This window comes from Edaphobacter sp. HDX4, from assembly GCF_036877565.1.
Lineage (GTDB): Bacteria > Acidobacteriota > Terriglobia > Terriglobales > Acidobacteriaceae > Edaphobacter.
The window spans coordinates 145,049-160,644 of the sequence record NZ_JAEDXW010000010.1; the positions used below are offsets into that span (position 1 = coordinate 145,049).

Genomic DNA, 15,596 nt, shown 5'->3' on the forward strand with positions numbered 1-15,596 from the left:
TGCGAGTAATGGTGGATTCAGTGAGCGACTTCACAATTGGGAATCATCGGCAGAACGTGCATGGGCCTGATTTTCCGATCACGAATCTTCTGCCGAACTACCACGCGTAATCATACAGGCCGCCAGTCCTTGCGAGCGGAGATGCGTGCCGAATCGATCGAACATCTGCATTCTGGCGGCTTGTCGCCCATTCCGAAGTCACTGTAGCGACGATGTTCGTCCGATCGGAAGTTCGTAACAGTTTGTGACGCACCCGCAAATTTCGATCCTGGGCAGATAAACCGAGCATCCAATCTCGTTCCCATACGTCTCTTGAAGGTATGCGGCGCGCTCTTTTGCTTATCCCCACCCTCTACCTGGCTCTTGGTGCTGTGGGGCTGGCGCTCGGGCAATCCAAACCACTGGCCGTTGCTCGCCCCACGCTCGTGGGCTACTTCCCTCAGTGGGGGCTTTATGACGACCAGCCGTACGTGGTCAAAGACCTCATCTCTCCCGGCGGCAAAGCTCCGCTGGTGGACCAGATCAACTACGCCCAGGGCTTCGTCACCAATGGTCACTGTTCCGTCGCCGATCCAAATGCCGATCTGAACTTTGCCTTCACCGCGCTGCAGAGCGTCAACGGAGTTGCCGATTCTTCCTCGCAACCCTTTCGCGGCCACCTGCACCAGCTTCAGCTTCTCAAGCGCCGCTTCCCGCACATCCGCATCCTTATCTCGCTCGAAGGCCGCGGCTCGGACTTCGCCTTCGACGCCCAGCCGGAGAATCGCGAGGCCTTCGTCGCGTCCTGCGTCGATATCTTCGTGAAGGGCCACCTCGCCCCGGGAATCGACGCGCCGGGTCTCTTCGACGGTATCGACGTTGACTGGGAGTTTCCCCACGAACCTGACGCCGCCAACTTCCAGGCCCTTCTGCGCGAGTTTCGCCGGCAGATGGACGCAGTTCGTCCCGGTCTCAAGCTCACCATTGCCGTCGGCCATACTCCCCACATGTATCCCGGCACCGATGCGGCCGCCGTCGCCTCTTTAGTGGATCAGGTTGGAGTGATGACCTACGACTTCATCGGCCCCTGGAGCGATACCACCGGCCTGCTCGCCCCGCTCTCCGCCTCTGCTGAGTTTCGCGGTGGAACCGTCGAGCGATCCATCGCTGCCTGGCAGGCTGCTGGTATCCCCACTCTCAAGCTGTTGATGGGAGTCCCCTTCTATGCCTACGGCTGGCATCAGGTCCCCGAAGAGGCGAATGGGCTCTTCCAGGAGGGAACCGGCATTCATGGGGACCGGCCCTACCGCTACATCCAGACTCTCCTGGATCACTCCACCGTCTATCGGGATCCGGTTTCCAGGGCGCCTTGGCTCTTCGACGGCGATACCTTCTGGACCTATGAGGATCCCGTTTCGGTCGCCTATAAAGCCGATTTCGCCCGGGACCAGGGACTCGGCGGCTTGATGATCTGGGAGCTTGGTGAGGATGACGGATCCGCCACGCTGCTGCGCTCGGCTCATCGCGCCCTGAACGGCCTCTCGCTGCAGAATTCCTCCTCTCCCCTCAAGACCGTCTCGGTTCCCCAATAGATCCCTTCGCCCGTAGCCCTTGAAAATCCTTCCGTTTACACCACACCTGGTGTGATTCCCGCATCTCACTCTCCACAATGGCATTTCAATTACGACGCCGTAAGCCTGCGCCGCCACCTACCCCACCAGCGCAGATGAACCTCGAGCGCCCCAGCGCCCAGGACATCTACGAACAGGTCGCCAATAATGCACGCCAGGAGCTTGGCCGCTCCGGAATTTCGCTCTTCTTCTCCGGCATTGCGGGCGGCATCTTCATGGGGCTCTCCGGGATGGGCAATGCCATCGCCGTCGCACTGTTGACACCAGCGGGCGCCACCCCTACAGCGGCAACCCTCTTTATCGGTAAGATGTTCTACCCATTGGGATTTATCGCAGTCATCCTCGGCCGATCCCAACTATTTACAGAGAACACTCTTTATCCGGTTGCCCTGGTCCTGGCGGAAAAACAGCACTTCTTCAAAACATTGAAGCTATGGGCGATCGTTCTCGGCGCAAACATTTTAGGAGCAGGTACCTTCGCGACCCTGGCCTCGTTCACCGGCGCCCTCCGGCCTGAGTTCGTAAGCACCCTCTCCTGGCTGGGTGTGGAGGCGGCCTCGCGTCCGTTCGGGACTATATTCTGGAGCGGTGTCGTTGGGGGCTGGATCATTGCCAGCGTCGCCTGGCTCGTCTCCGGCTCGCACTCCATCACCGGATCCGTAATGATTATCTGGATGCTGGCCTTTGTGGTCGGCCTGGGAGGCTTCGCCCACTGCATCGCCGGCAGCGGAGAGGTCCTGACAGCCGTCTTTCTGGGCCACGCAACCCCCATGGCCTTCCCCCGCTGGCTCCTCGCGGCCGTCGCCGGCAATATATCGGGCGGTGTGGGCATGGTCACCCTGATTGAATATGGGCAGGTGGTTTACGGCGGCGATGCCGAGGCCGAAGCCCTACCCGTGGCGTCCGGTTCCGTTTCCATCAAAATCGAGAGCCATCAACCGGATGACGAATCGTCCCGCTGACTGGGAATCAGCCACCCTCCCGGAGCGCTTCCTCTGACTGCTTCGGGAGGTGCTCTCGGTCCCCTATCCGTCGCAAGATGGAGAAATCGCTCCAGACCCGGGCGGATTCATTGACCTTGCCCGCGGAAACGAGGTACACTCATTAAGTTTGGCGCTGCAGCCAGAGTGTCTCAACTTCAGGAACGGCATGTCTGGACCGGAAAACACTCAGGTTCAGGCGGGCTCACTGGATACACCTCCTCTGCAGATGCCCCATGCAGCACAATTCATCAAGGAAGCGGTCAGCGCTCCCACAGCGCGCGCTAGAGGTTTCAAGTCATGTATGCAGTCATCCGCACCGGCGGCAAGCAGTATCGGGTAGCTCCCGGCGACACCCTGAAGATCGAAACCACCGCCCATCAGGACGGAACAGTCGAGTTTTCCGACATCCTTGCCGTCTCCGGCGAGGCAGGCAAGTTCGAGGGAGATCTGAACGGAGCCAAGGTGACCGCATCGGTCGTAGGTGAAGGCCGTGGCGACAAGATTCTCGTCTTCAAGCTGAAGCGCAAGAAGCAGTACAAGAAGATGCAGGGTCATCGCCAGAACTACGTCGAGGTCAAGATCAACGACATCTTCGTCAACGGCAAGTCGCTCAAGTAACCTGCTAACCGCCTTCCGCGGTTTCAGTGGTTACGCAAAATTTTAGATTTTTATGCGCCGGATCTCCTGGGAAGTTCATGGAACGGCGCGAAAGAGGCAATCGAAATGGCACATAAAAAGGGTCTAGGTTCTTCTAAAAACGGTCGCGACTCCAACGCGCAGCGTCTCGGCGTAAAGCGCTTCGGCGGCCAGACGGTCACCGGTGGCTCCATCCTGGTTCGCCAGCGCGGAACCCCGCTCAAGCCAGGCCTGAACGTCGGCCGCGGCAAGGACGACACCTTGTTCGCCAAGATAGACGGCGTGGTTCGCTTCCAGGACCGTGGCCAGCATGGCCGCTTCGTCTCGATCGACCCTATCGCCACCGCTTAGCCTTATTCTTCATTAGGTTACGAATGAGCCCTGCCTTGGCAGGGCTTTTCGTGTGTCCCGATTCACGCCTCCTCTGAAGGCTCGGGGCCGCGCGTGGGCTTGGGAGGGGGGGTGACCGAAACCACCCGCCCAGTGCGGGCGGCCTCATAGATCGCCTCAATGATCCGATGATCCTGCAAGCCCTCTTCTCCCGGGGTATGTGGTTCGCGATTCTGTACGATGCACTGAGCGAAGTGGTCCATCTCCAGCGCAAACTGATCCTTGTCCTCGATCTGCGGCTCGACCTGGACTTCCTTGCCTTCCTCCAGCCTGGAGTACCTCAGTTTGCTGCCGTGGTAGGCATACGCCGGTGAAAGCTCAGCCCAGCTCTCGGTGCCTTCGAGCCGGAAGCTCTGGCTCTTGTGGACGTCATAGCTGGTGGTACAGGTTGCGAGGTATCCAGACGGAAATTGCATGCTGAAGCTGACGCTCGCCTCCACCTCTGCAAATAGCGGGTTGTCCTTTGGCTGCCAGAGCTGCGCCGAAACCGAGACTGGCTCTTCTCCGGAGAGAAAGCGCGACGCGTTGATGCAGTAAATTCCCACATCGGGGAGGCAGCCGCCGCCAGCGAGAGACTTCTTCAACCTCCAATGGGAAGGGTCCCCCATCTGCTGCGAATTGGTGGAGAGAAAGCCGCGAAGTTTTCCGATCTTTCCGCTGGTTACAAGCTTGCGAATGGCGCGATTTTTGGGTTCGTACTGCTGACGGTAGGCGATCATCAGCTTAACCCCGGCCTTCGAGCAGGCAGCAATCATCCGCTCCGCTTCGGCGCTCGAGTTCGCCATGGGCTTCTCGCAAAGGATGTGTTTGCCAGTCTTCGCGCCTCGGACGACATACTCCTCATGCATACCGTTGGGCAGAACGATGTAGATCGCCTGCACTTCAGGATTTGAGGCGATCTGCTCGTAGTTCCTGTAGTCGTAGATGGAAGATTCTTTGATTCCATACTGCGCAGCGATCTTCAGCGCCTTCTCCCTATCTCCGCTAACGAGAGCGACGGGCCTGCAGTACTTCGAGGAGCCAAAGGCGGGAAGAATCTGGTTGATAGACAGTCGTCCCACACCAACGATGGCGTAGCCGATCCGCTTGTCGTCCGGGAGGAAAGATCCGGGAGCCTTCTCGTCCTGTTCCGACGGACCGTGGATCTGCGAGAGCTGCACCTTGTCCTGGTCTCCGGGCAGCTGCTTGCTTTCTGCCGATTGAGCGGGGAAGGGAGCACCGGAGAGTGAGGGTGAGCCGAGCGTCGCGGCGGCTGCCGAGGTGGAGGCATTGAGGAGGAAACTTCGACGGGACAGCAGGCCGGCAGAAAACATAGTGCTGTGGATGCCGGCACTGGAGCGCTTCGTTGTCAGGCGGAAGTGAAATCGCCTTCAGCCGCCCGCGCGATGGGTTTTCCCTTTTCACCAAGCTCGATCGTCGCCATAGGGGTCTGATGATCGTGGGTGAAGAGGACAAGCCACTTCTCCGGAATGGCACGCCGATAGAAGCGTTTCTTCTGCTCGATCGACTCCAACGGGTCAAGGTCATATCCCATAACCCAGGTTGGATCGAGATGGGCGGAGGTCGGAATGAGGTCGGAGATATAGCAGGCACGCTGCCCCTCCGACTCAATATGGATCCCCATCAACTGCCGCGTGTGTCCGGGAAAGAGTTCGACGGAGACGCCGGGGACGATCATGGGATCGATCTGAATGCTCTGATTTGTGAGCAGGGTCATCTGCCCGGATTCGATCAGAGGATCGTAGTTTGGCGACAGATAACTGACGCCGTCGCGCTCGAACTGACGATGCCCGTGTTCCACCTCATCGAAGTGGGCGAAGTAACGAGCATTCGGAAAAGTTGGGGTGACCGTGCCATCAGGCTGCAGGGTTGTATTCCAGCCGCAGTGATCGAAGTGAAGATGGGAGTTGATGACGATGTCCACCTCATCGGGCCGGACTCCGGCAGCTGACAGGGAATCAGGGAGTAACTCCTGATTCAGGAGGATCTCCTTCATCTTCGCGCTCTGCTTATTTCCGATGCCGGTCTCGATCAGGACCGTGTGTCGTCCTGTCCGGACGACGACCGAGTTGAGGCCCAGCAGAATACGATTCTGCTCGTCCGCCTGCTGCCGCTTCTGCCACAGCGTCTTGGGTACAACGCCAAACATGGCGCCGCCGTCGAGACGATAGGTTCCATCCGTGCAGACAGTCAACTCAAACTGTCCGAGATGCGTGCGTGCCCGCACCAGTTCCTGCAGTCCTGCGGCATGGTAAGACGGTTCCATCATCTGACCATGGTACCCGGTCAGGATGATGGAACGCGAACAGTTGCTGCCTGCTAGAGCCTGGGTGCGTGATTCGCCACAGGAATCATCCCGGAAGCGATCGGCACATTCTCCATCGAAGATGGAAGCCCATCCACCGATGCAACCAGAGGAATGGGGGAGTCTCGCTTGTTCTGAAAGCATTGACGGCAAAGTACAGGACGTCCCTGAGTCGGTTTGAAGGGAACGGTTGTCTCGACGCCACAGTCTGAACAGGTTGTCCTGGTTTCCGTGCGTGAGATTCCAGCCGCCGCAGGACCACCACCTGGACGTGCTGAAGCTCCAGCCCTCTTGGACTTACAGGGCTTGCATCGCTTTGGGTCATTTTTGAACTGTTTATCGAAGAAAAACAGTTGCTCGCCGGCGGTGAAGATAAACTCTCCGCCACAATCTGCACATGTCAGTAACCGATCTACAAATTCCATAGCCGCGTCTCCCGATCTGCGGGACAGGTGACGACTCAATGGAACGAGCTGCAGGCTCCCTGAGCAATCATCCTGCCGTAATGCATGGTAAGTAGTCCTGGGTCGCCAAGCGGCGAAATGGCGTGCTAGCACAGTGGATGCCCTTAGGCTCACTGTTGCCGGTCGACAGCGGGAGTCCGTCGCCAGCTATTTATCTGATGGCCACCCCCTCACCGGGAGGTGGCCACTCGAACGGGAGCGTTTGTTTAGTCCTGCTCCTTGCGGACCTTCTTACGATTTCGTTTGCGAGCGAGCGCTTCTTTGACGCGCTTCTTTTCGCCGGGCTTCAGGTAGAAGGAATGACGCTTGACTTCTTTAATAATGTCTTCAGTCTGCACCTTGCGCTTAAAACGTCGCAGGGCATTTTCAAGCGGTTCGCCTTCTTGAACTCGAACCTCTGCCAAGAACAACACCTCCAAACCGTTCCCAGACAGGGACGCGAAGTTAAGAATACTCCTTTTCACGTCAGATAGATGACATTTCGGATAATTATTGACATTCGGAACCTCAGTTGCATGCCGAATCGATCGAGTCGTCCTGCACGTGCTCCAGCAAGCGCGGGAGCACCTTCACTTACAGAGAACTGGCCGGGATCGTCACGGAGTGGCTGGTTTCCAACCTCAGCGAGCGGAAAGTCTGCATGAGCCGTAAAATCTCCCTTGGGTGGAGGCCCGATCCATGATCAGAAGCTATCAGGGCAAGACGCCCCATATTCCTGAGAGCTGCTATATAGATGCGTCGGCACAGGTGATCGGCGATGTGGAGCTCGGGGAACAGGCCAGCATCTGGATGAATGCGGTCGTGCGTGGAGACGTCAACTCCATCCGTATCGGCGCCAGGAGCAACGTGCAGGACTGTGCGGTGCTGCACGGGATGCGATACGTCTACGCGGTCACTGTGGGAGAGATGGTTACCATCGGCCATAACGCCACAGTGCATGGCTGCACGCTTGAAGATAATGTGCTGGTCGGAATTGGAGCGGTCATCCTGAACAATGCGCGCATCGGCGAGGGCTCCATCATCGCCGCCGGAGCTGTCATCCCGGAGCAGGCGGTGATTCCTCCGCGCTCGCTGGTCGTGGGGGTTCCAGGAAAGGTGAAGAAGACTCTGGGCGATGATGACCAGAAGATGATCGCCAAATACGCGCAGAACTACCTCGACTACACCGCGATCTACCTTGCAGAGCTGAAGAAGTAAGTTCGCCCGTGGCGGCGGTGCATGTTGTTGAAATTGTTCCAGGGCACAAGCGAACCCAGACGCGCGCCGCCGGGGCAAAGATAAGATAGAAGGCACTCTTTTGTACCATGAAAACCGGAGGACGCCGTGGCGCACACTGAGATCGCAAAGGAACGTGGGCTGGGTCTGAGTGAACTGGCTCCGCGGCTGGTGCAGTCGGAGATTCGCGCCATGACGGTGGAGAGCGACCGTGTCGGCGGAGTCAACCTGGCGCAGGGCGTCTGCGATACCGAGGTTCCGCAGGTGGTCGCAGAGGGAGCGATCTCGGCCATCCATGAAGGTCACAACATTTACACCCGGCTGGACGGAATCGCCCGGCTGCGCCGCGCCATAGCCGAGAAGACGGAACGCATGCAGGGCATGGTCGTTGATCCGGAGCGCGAGGTCCTGGTGACCAGCGGCGCTACCGGAGCGTTCCACGCGGTCGTCATGGCCCTGTTCGATCCGGGCGATGAGGTTCTTCTGTTCGAGCCCTTCTACGGCTACCACCTGGGGACACTTCGTTCCATGCGCGTCGTCCCGGTCGCGGTGGAACTGGAGGCGCCCGACTGGAGCCTCGATCTGGACAGGGTACGCGCGGCCATCACGTCGAAGACCCGGGCCGTTGTCGTCAACACGCCGTCCAACCCGGCCGGAAAGGTCTTCACCCGGCAGGAGCTGGAGGGGCTTGCAGAGATCGCCCGCGAGTTCGACCTCTTCGTGCTGACTGACGAGATCTACGAACATTTCATCTACGGGGACGCGACGCACCTGTCCCCGGCGGCGATCGAGGGCATGCGTGAGCGGACCATCGTGATGTCGGGCTTCTCAAAGACATTTTCAGTGACCGGCTGGCGCATCGGGTATGTCATCGCCGATGCGAAGTGGATTGGCGCAATTGGATACTTCCATGACCTGCTCTACGTCTGTGCGCCCTCGCCGTTCCAGCATGGCGTGGCCGCGGGAGTGGAGCAGCTGGGGAGAAGCTTCTACGCAGGTCTTGCTCTTGAGCATGAGAGCAAGCGCGAGATGCTGGTGACCGCTCTGCGCGATGCCGGAATGAAGCCGCATGTTCCCGACGGAGCGTACTACATCCTGGCTTCGACGGCTGGATTAGAGGGTGTGCTGACTGGAGCGACGGCGGCGCTGCGAGCCCGGTCATTGCTTGCGAAGACCGGTGTTGCAGCGGTTGCAGGATCGGCGTTCTTCCGGGCGGGAAAGGGAGAGGATCTGCTGCGGTTCTGTTTTGCCAAGAAGGACGGGGATCTGGCGGATGCCTGCCGTCGGCTACGAGGTCTCCGATAGCGGCAAGCCGTCGGCAGCAGACAGAGCCTCACGATAGCCTTCGTAGACACTGTTGAAGACAGCATCCCAGCTGCAGGTCAGCGCGTACGCTCTCGCGGCAGTGCGCATCTGCGCCAGACGGGCTCGATCCTGTGCAAGCGCGGCGATCGCAGAAACGAACTCCGGCTCCGTGGCCACAAACCCTGTCTGTTGATCCCGCACGATGTACTTCGGGCCGCCACCTTGCGTGACCACGGCTGGAACTCCACTCGAAAGTGCCTCGAGGACAACGTTCCCAAAGGTGTCGGTGTGTGATGGAAAAGCAAACACGTCCATGTTGGCATAGGCGCGAGCGAGATCGGCACCGCGAAGTACACCTGCGAAGTCGGCTTGACGGAGCGATGCACGCAGATGAGCCTCTTCGTGGCCGTGACCGACGATGAGAAAACGAAAGTTCGTAATCCCCTGATCGATCAGTCCACGCTCGATACTCGCAAACATGGCGACGTTCTTTTCAACTGAGAGTCGGCCGACGTAACCGATGACCAGCGTAGAGTCATCGAGCGCTCGGGTGCGGTGGTCAGGAGAGAACTGGGCGGTATCGACGCCACGCTGCATCAGGTGGCAGGGACGGGCTGTAGCCCGCTCAAGCAGGCCGCATAACTCCTGATTAGGGGCATACAGAACCCGGGCGAGCGAATAGAAACGTGTGGTCGCCCACAAGGATGCAGCCTCGACTCGCTTTTCCAGCCCGGCGGCGGTGCGGCGGGAGAGATGGCGTGTCAGCCAGTCCAGCCGCCGGGAGGCATATTCATGCACGTTGGTGTGCCAGGATGCGGCGAGCGGAATTCCCTGCTCCCAGGCAATGTAAGCGCCAAGGATTCCAAGCTCGCTCGGGCCGGTGATGTGAATCAGGTCGGGACGGAAGCGAAGCAGTTCGCGCCGGATGGAGCGGGTGTGCCGAAAGAACAGAGGATCGAACTGCAGATCCTTTTCGATACGGATGGACACCCGAGAGCGGCGCAGTTCCAGAGTGCGGAGCTCTGTCTCATGCTCGAAGTGCGGAATGCGCGTTCCTGCACGAATACAGAGGAACGGAAGCGCATGCCGTTGTGCGTAAGCTACGAAGTTGCGACTGGTATGGGCGACACCGTTGACCTCGTGAAAAGAATCGGGAAGATAGGCTACCCGCGGCACACGCATGGCACTACTTTACTTGAGGATCACCGCGTCTTCAGCAACTCGCCATGAAACATCTGCCGAGACATCTCACTCGTAACGAAGTGCGACGACAGGATCGACGCTCGCGGCTCTTCTGGCGGGCAGGTACGCGGCCAGCAGCGCAACCGCCAGCAAGGCTACAACCGAGGTGAGCAGACTGACGACATCGGCACCCCGGAGCCCAAACAGCATCGTGCCGACGATTCGGCTGCCGGCTATCGTAATAGGAATCCCCACTGCGATTCCGATAGCCGTAAGCAGAGCGATCTCACGCAGCACCAGCCATCGCACACTGGCCCGGCTCGCCCCGATGGCGATACGGATCCCAATCTCGTTGGTTCGCTTTCCCACCGTGTACGACATCAGGCCATAGATGCCGATGCAGGAGAGAAATACCGCGAGCAGCCCAAAAAACGCGGACAACTGGGCAACCACGCGTTGGTTCGTGAGGGTGCTTGAAACCTGCTCGTCAAGCGTGCCTACATGACTGATGGGAAGCCTGGGATTCACACTGTGGATGGTCTGCTGAACAGCGCGTGAGGTAGCGTCAAAGTCGCCGTTATAACGTACAGCCAGCGTTCCATACCCCCACGGATGCTGCGGGTTCGGAATGTAGTCGATGTATTGCGGAGACTCCTGCAGGTCGCCGAACTTCACATCTTTGGCGATGCCGATCACCTCCACCTCCGTGTCCGGTTTGGGGTCAAAGCCGGCGTAGTAGTGATGCCCGATCGGATTGACGCCGGAGGGAAACAGATCTTTCGCCATGCGCTCACTTATGACCGCCACCTTGTGCGATGTCGTTGTATCCTGCGGGCCGAAGGTGCGTCCCGCGAGCAACGGAATCTGCATTGCGGCGAAGTATTCGTTGCCGACGACATTGTGCTTGATGTTGACACGGTCGTCGAGATTTTGACCGACGACGCGGATTCCCGTGTTCCAGCTTCCCTGGCTGAAGAGGAAAGAGGCAAAGCTTGCGGCTTTGACTCCGGGCAGCGCGCTGACGCGCTGCTCAATCTCCTGAAACATCGCGATCATGCGCGGATCCTCAGACTTCAACCCGATGACGTCGGAGTCGATATCCAGCCGCAGAACACCTTCCCGATTGAATCCGGTGTCCACGTTATTGAGATTCACGAGCGATCGAATAAACAGAATTGCTCCGACCATCAGAACAAGAGACAGCGCGATCTGAGAGACGATGAGGATCTTCCCCAGCGGACTTCTGGAGCTTGCCTTCGAGGAGCTTCCACGGCCGTCCTTCAAAGCGTCGGTCAGTTCAAGCCGCGTGCTGCGGAAAGCAGGGATGATGCCAAAGAGGATTGCTGTCGCGACGGTTACCGCAAAAGTGAACAGCAGGAGATTGGTGTTGATCGAGACTTCGAGAGGCACAAGGTCCGATCCGCCGGAGATCATCCGAAGCAGCAACCTGTCAGCGATGCGCGACAGACCTATCCCAAGCAGACCTCCCGTGAGCGCGAGCACCAGGCTCTCGGTCAGCAACTGACGCACGATACGCAGACGGCCTGCACCCAGTGCCTGCCGCACGGCGAGTTCGCGAGCACGCGCCGTCGAACGCGCCAGCAGAAGATTGGCGATGTTCGCACATGCGATCAGGAGCACCAGCGTCGTGATGCCCATCAGAATCTTCAACGGTTCGGAGAACCTGTGGCGCAGTGAAGAGAGACCCTTCGCCATAGGCGTAAGAATGACATGCGCATGATTGAGATATCCTGCGTTCCGCGCATCCAAATCTGCATCGGGAAAGGAGCGGATGATCTGCTGATAGAGGACGTTGACGTTCGAGGTCGCCTGCTCCTGTGAGACTCCAGGCTTTAGCCGGCCGATCAGATGCATGCCTTCCCAGAAGTTATCCTTGCGGGCGTCATAAGCCGGAGGAACGAAGCCCATCTCCGACATTGGCACCCACATATCGGGAGCCTCACCAACGCTGGTTCCAAAGAACTCCGGAGGAGCAATCCCCACGATATCGAAGGTGGTTTTACCGAGGGTGATCTTCCGGTTCAGGGCAGCAGGATCGCTCGCGAGCGCACGCTTCCACCATGCATAGCTGACGACGAGGATGGGATGCGCACCCTCGATTGTGTCGTCTGCTTCCGACAACACTCTACCCTGAACGGCCTGAACGCCGAGTGTCGGGAAGTACGAGCCCGAGACGAGCTGGACGCGCATGGGCTGCATCGAGTCCTGCCCCTGGATCGTCCCATGCACGGTATTCAGCTCGCTGAAGATCGCGGCGACATCGGAGAAGACGCCGTTTCTCTTCTGCATCTCGCGGAAGAATGGGTACGAGTAGAGGGTAGTCGAACCAATGCGGTCGGTAACACCGGCCTCGCCCTCCTTCCCGAAGAACATCAGTTGCGAGGGGTCCTTTACCGGAAGCGAGCGGAGCATGAGGGTATCGATGAAGCTGAAGATTGCAGTATTGGCACCTATACCGAGCGCGAGCGAAAGCAATGCCACGATGGTCAGCGCTGGGCTGCGGAGCATGGAGCGAGTACCGTAACGCAGATCCTGAAAGAGGCTCTCAAGCCAGCTCCATCCCCAACTTTGATAGCTCGTTTCCCCCAGAGAGGTCACGTTTCCAAAGCGCAGATTCGCCTCGCGCCGTGCCGATTCGGGACTCTGGCCCAGATCCAGGAGCTCCTGTTCGCGCAGCTCGCGGTGCAGGCGCATCTCCTCGTTCAGCTCTTCCTGGAAGCGGCTGCCCCGAAACAACATCCTTAAACGCCGTAGTGACTCAGAGGGGAACATGGCAGCTCCTTATGCAATCTGCGTAATCCGATGGATGGCTCCGAAGACGCGCTCGAACTGAGAGAGCTCGGCGTCAAGTTGCTTGCGACCCGCAGGCGTGAGCCGGTAGTAACGCGCCCGGCGATTGCCCGCGGTAACGCCCCACTCCGCCGTAACCCAGCCCTTCACCAGCATCCGCTGCAGCGCCGGATAGAGAGAGCCTTCCTCCACCTGCAGCACATTGTCTGAGGTCCGCTGGATGAAGTTGGCCATCTCGTAGCCGTGCAGCGGGCCATGCAGGGAGAGTGCCTTCAAGATGAGCAGGTACAGCGTTCCAGGAGGAATCTCATCACGCTTCAATCCAGCACCTCACAAAGGTCTCTGGCATAGGTTGCCTATGCCAGAGAACAACCTATCTTCCATAGGCTACCTATGTCAATAGCGTGCCGTATGTGTGCGAACCCTCTCGGCTGGACGGTGCTTTCGGTCAGTCGCCATCGCGGAAGCAGCGTCAGCGGTCGACCTTGCTTGATCGAGGGGTTCCCGACGGCTTGAGAGTAGCGGTGGGCTTGTTAGAATCAGGGTGACTATGTCCACTGCAACTGCGCTCTCTCCCGAGATTCTTGCCAAATACCAGCCCGTGATCGGGCTTGAGGTTCATGTCCAGCTGCTGACTGAGTCCAAGGCCTTCTGCGGCTGTGTGAACCAGTACGGCGGCGAACCGAATACGCATACGTGCCCGACCTGCCTGGGGCTGCCGGGCGCTCTGCCGGTGCTGAACCGCAAGGCGGTGGAGTATGCAGTACTGGCGGCGAAGGCGATCAACTGCGAGATCCGGGAGACCAGCATCTTTGCGCGCAAGAACTACTTCTATCCGGATTCTCCAAAGGGCTACCAGATCTCGCAGTTCGACAAGCCCTTGGCAGAGAACGGATGGATCGAGATTCCTGCCTTCGATGAGAGCGGCGCCGCGATCACGAAGCGGATCGGCGTGACGCGGCTGCATATGGAAGAGGACGCGGGCAAGAGCGTTCACGATGGATTCGCCGACTCGATCAGCCGCACCTACATCGACCTGAATCGCTGTGGCACCCCGCTGGTGGAGATTGTGAGCGAGCCTGACCTGCGTACGGCTGACGAGGTCTTCGAATACCTGACGCGGCTTAAGGAGATCCTGCTGTACACGGGAGTGAGCGACTGCAACATGGAAGAAGGCTCGCTGCGCTGCGACGCAAACGTCAGCGTGATGCTGAAAGGCGCAAAGCAGTTCGGAACCAAGGCCGAGGTAAAGAACGTCAATAGCTTCCGCTTCATAAGGTCTGCCGTGGAGTACGAGATCGAGCGGCAGATCGGTGTGCTGGAAGAGGGCGGCCGCGTGGTACAGGAGTCGCGCCTCTGGAATTCAGGCGAGGGTCGTACTTACGCCATGCGCTCGAAGGAACAGGCGCACGACTACCGGTATTTTCCGGAGCCGGATCTTCCGCCGCTGGTGGTTGGCGCGGAGTGGCAGGCAGAGATCTTCAGCATGTTGCCGGAGCTTCCCGAAGCACGGCGCGCGCGCATGATCGCGGAGTATGGCCTCAATGAGCAGGATGCCGCGACCATTACGGCGACGCGGGACTTTGCCGATCGCTTTGAGGTTGCTGCGAAGAAGGCAAAATCTCCCAAGCGCGTTGCGTCGATTCTGCTCTCCGAAATCACGATGCGTCTGCGTGCGGCTGAGTTGAACGATACGCAGTCTCCGGTCTCCTTGGACGGTCTGGTTCAGGCTGCCGATCTTGTGGAGGCGGGGACGATCAGTTCCAAGCAGCTGAAGCAGCTTCTGGACAGCAGCTTTGCGGAGAGCAAGGACTTTACAGAGATCTATGAGCGCGATAAGCCGCAACAGATCTCAGACTCCGGCGCGATCGAGACGATGATCGACGAGGTGATCGCAGCGAACCCGAAGCAGGTGGAACAGTACCGCGGAGGGAAGAAGACGGTGTCGGCCTTCTTCGTCGGTCAGGTGATGCGGCTGTCGAAGGGACAGGCGAATCCGGCGCTGCTGAACGAACTGGTGGTGAAGAAGCTGGATGCCTTGGGCCCGTTGGGCTGAATCGTACCGCTCGCCTAGGCGCGGCTCTCTTCATTTTCCTTTCGCCCAATGCGCTCGATCCAGACGTCGTGCTCCGCGTCGCCCCAGTGACCGATAAAGATCTTCGCGCCGTCGGGATCATGCAGCGTGATCTCACCGCTGAGCATGTAATGCGGATACTTGATAGGAGCGACCTTGATGCCGGCCGCGATAAGTTGCTCGCGCAACGCGGTCAGATCCGGCGTGTACATGTAGAGCAGGGTGGGTTCTGCCAGATCGGCAGGATGGTCGGTCCGGAGGAACATGATGGCTCCTCCCTCGCAGTGCATGCGCGCCCAGCCCAGCGGTTCGCAATGGTCGGTGTCGATCAGCTCGAAACCGAGAAGTTGATAGAAGCGGATGGAGTCTTCCACCGAACGGGCGTGGAGCAGGGGCGTGGAGTATCCGGCTTTCACAGGCATGGGAGAGTTCCTCAGTGTGTCGATTTGTACGTCGCTGCGCGTCAAGGTAAACCAAGCCGTGGACGGAAGAAAAGTACCTTCTGCGTGTCTTGGTGAGTTTTAATGGCGCATGATGCAAAACGCTGCAGTGTGTCTGCGAATGATTGCAGGAGCCACCGTAGTATCGTTGGCGCTGATGGGATGCAGGGGAGACGCAAGT

General features: G+C 59.0%; 15 protein-coding genes. 7 read left to right on the forward strand and 8 right to left on the reverse strand.

Annotated elements, in window-relative coordinates; genetic code table 11:
• The first annotated feature begins 320 nt into the window (after positions 1-320).
• The 4 genes from JAO29_RS11665 to rpmA all read left to right on the forward strand — a co-directional run bounded on the left by JAO29_RS11665 (position 321) and on the right by rpmA (position 3,580).
• On the forward strand, positions 321-1,571 hold the full coding sequence (locus JAO29_RS11665) for a glycoside hydrolase family 18 protein (protein ID WP_334268396.1): 1,251 nt from the start codon (positions 321-323) through the stop codon (positions 1,569-1,571).
• Between the two features lie 77 nt (positions 1,572-1,648).
• Positions 1,649-2,572 carry a formate/nitrite transporter family protein gene (locus JAO29_RS11670; protein ID WP_334268398.1) on the forward strand — a complete coding sequence of 308 codons (924 nt, stop codon included), beginning with the start codon at positions 1,649-1,651 and terminating at the stop codon, positions 2,570-2,572.
• 318 nt (positions 2,573-2,890) lie between these two features.
• Positions 2,891-3,211: a 50S ribosomal protein L21 gene (rplU, locus tag JAO29_RS11675; protein WP_334268399.1), complete on the forward strand. Its 321-nt coding sequence runs from the start codon at positions 2,891-2,893 to the stop codon at positions 3,209-3,211.
• A 105-nt stretch (positions 3,212-3,316) separates the two neighbouring features.
• Positions 3,317-3,580 (forward strand): 50S ribosomal protein L27, encoded by a 264-nt coding sequence (rpmA, locus tag JAO29_RS11680; protein WP_022842585.1) that lies wholly within the window; start codon positions 3,317-3,319, stop codon positions 3,578-3,580.
• A gap of 62 nt (positions 3,581-3,642) precedes the next feature.
• On the opposite strand, the gene JAO29_RS11685 is transcribed toward rpmA, so the two are convergent.
• The 4 genes from JAO29_RS11685 to rpsU form a co-directional block, all read right to left on the reverse strand.
• Positions 3,643-4,932, reverse strand: a complete 1,290-nt coding sequence (locus JAO29_RS11685; RefSeq protein ID WP_334268400.1) for a Gfo/Idh/MocA family oxidoreductase — start codon at positions 4,930-4,932, stop codon at positions 3,643-3,645.
• 35 nt (positions 4,933-4,967) lie between these two features.
• Positions 4,968-5,888 carry an MBL fold metallo-hydrolase gene (locus JAO29_RS11690; RefSeq protein WP_334268401.1) on the reverse strand — a complete coding sequence of 307 codons (921 nt, stop codon included), beginning with the start codon at positions 5,886-5,888 and terminating at the stop codon, positions 4,968-4,970.
• Between the two features lie 50 nt (positions 5,889-5,938).
• Positions 5,939-6,349 carry a zinc-ribbon domain containing protein gene (locus JAO29_RS11695; RefSeq protein ID WP_334268402.1) on the reverse strand — a complete coding sequence of 137 codons (411 nt, stop codon included), beginning with the start codon at positions 6,347-6,349 and terminating at the stop codon, positions 5,939-5,941.
• A gap of 245 nt (positions 6,350-6,594) precedes the next feature.
• On the reverse strand, positions 6,595-6,792 hold the full coding sequence (rpsU, locus tag JAO29_RS11700; protein ID WP_014267628.1) for a 30S ribosomal protein S21: 198 nt from the start codon (positions 6,790-6,792) through the stop codon (positions 6,595-6,597).
• A gap of 274 nt (positions 6,793-7,066) precedes the next feature.
• On the opposite strand from rpsU, the gene JAO29_RS11705 reads away from it, so the two are divergent.
• Both JAO29_RS11705 and JAO29_RS11710 read left to right on the forward strand, forming a co-directional pair.
• Entirely contained in the window at positions 7,067-7,585 is a 519-nt protein-coding gene (locus JAO29_RS11705) for a gamma carbonic anhydrase family protein (protein WP_334268403.1), read from the forward strand.
• Between the two features lie 210 nt (positions 7,586-7,795).
• Complete coding sequence (locus JAO29_RS11710) at positions 7,796-8,908, forward strand: pyridoxal phosphate-dependent aminotransferase (protein ID WP_334268424.1); 1,113 nt, start codon at positions 7,796-7,798, stop codon at positions 8,906-8,908.
• Here JAO29_RS11710 and JAO29_RS11715 read toward each other — a convergent pair.
• From JAO29_RS11715 to JAO29_RS11725, 3 genes are all read right to left on the reverse strand, one after another.
• Complete coding sequence (locus tag JAO29_RS11715; protein ID WP_334268404.1) at positions 8,891-10,090, reverse strand: glycosyltransferase; 1,200 nt, start codon at positions 10,088-10,090, stop codon at positions 8,891-8,893. The genes JAO29_RS11710 and JAO29_RS11715 overlap by 18 nt on opposite strands.
• A gap of 66 nt (positions 10,091-10,156) precedes the next feature.
• Positions 10,157-12,883 (reverse strand): ABC transporter permease, encoded by a 2,727-nt coding sequence (locus tag JAO29_RS11720; protein ID WP_334268405.1) that lies wholly within the window; start codon positions 12,881-12,883, stop codon positions 10,157-10,159.
• A gap of 9 nt (positions 12,884-12,892) precedes the next feature.
• Positions 12,893-13,222, reverse strand: coding sequence for a PadR family transcriptional regulator (locus JAO29_RS11725; protein ID WP_334268406.1), 330 nt, complete (start codon positions 13,220-13,222; stop codon positions 12,893-12,895).
• Between the two features lie 229 nt (positions 13,223-13,451).
• Here JAO29_RS11725 and gatB point away from each other — a divergent pair, with 229 nt between their 5' ends.
• A complete protein-coding gene (gene gatB, locus JAO29_RS11730; RefSeq protein ID WP_334268407.1) occupies positions 13,452-14,957 on the forward strand; it encodes an Asp-tRNA(Asn)/Glu-tRNA(Gln) amidotransferase subunit GatB in 1,506 nt (501 codons plus the stop codon).
• A 14-nt stretch (positions 14,958-14,971) separates the two neighbouring features.
• Here the strand turns inward: gatB and JAO29_RS11735 are convergent, their stop codons facing one another.
• Complete coding sequence (locus JAO29_RS11735; RefSeq protein ID WP_334268408.1) at positions 14,972-15,397, reverse strand: VOC family protein; 426 nt, start codon at positions 15,395-15,397, stop codon at positions 14,972-14,974.
• Positions 15,398-15,596: the final 199 nt, after the last annotated feature.